Annotated in this window: 1 protein-coding gene; it reads left to right on the top strand. The window is 60.7% G+C overall.

The genetic code is table 11. The features are described from left to right. Window positions 1–440 (top strand): hemagglutinin repeat-containing protein (locus HMPREF3047_RS10030; protein WP_210399767.1); only part of this gene is annotated, 440 nt, incomplete at both ends.

The following is a 440-nucleotide window of genomic DNA, read 5'->3' as shown; positions in this document are numbered from 1 at the left end:
TGCCCAAGCCCATGCCAAACGCATCGACGCCGATGTCGGCGGCACATTGCACATCGAAAGCCCGCAGGACACTGTCGAACAGGAGAGCAAACAAAGCGGCGGCGGCATCCGCGCCCAAGTCGCCCTCGGTACCGCATGGAGCGTATCAGGCAACTACAACCAAAGCAAAGCCAACGGCCACAGCCGCAGCGTCGGCAGCCAAAGCGGTCTCTTTGCCGGCGAAGGCGGCTACCACATCACAGCCGACAGCGTCCGGCTTAAAGGCGGCGCCATCGCTTCTGCCGCAGATAAAGATCACAACGAGCTCACCGCCCGCAGTTTCAGCTTTGAAGACATCCGCAACGAAAGCAGCTACAGTGCCCAAAGCATGGGTATCGGTGCCGGTTACGGCGGCAGCCTGAAAGGCAGCGACGGCTTCAATCAAAGCGCCTTTGGTCGTG

This window comes from Neisseria sp. HMSC075C10, assembly GCF_001815615.1.
Lineage (GTDB): Bacteria > Pseudomonadota > Gammaproteobacteria > Burkholderiales > Neisseriaceae > Neisseria > Neisseria subflava_A.
Note: the sequence above shows the minus strand (reverse complement) of the source record. Positions and strands in the feature narration are given on the sequence as shown.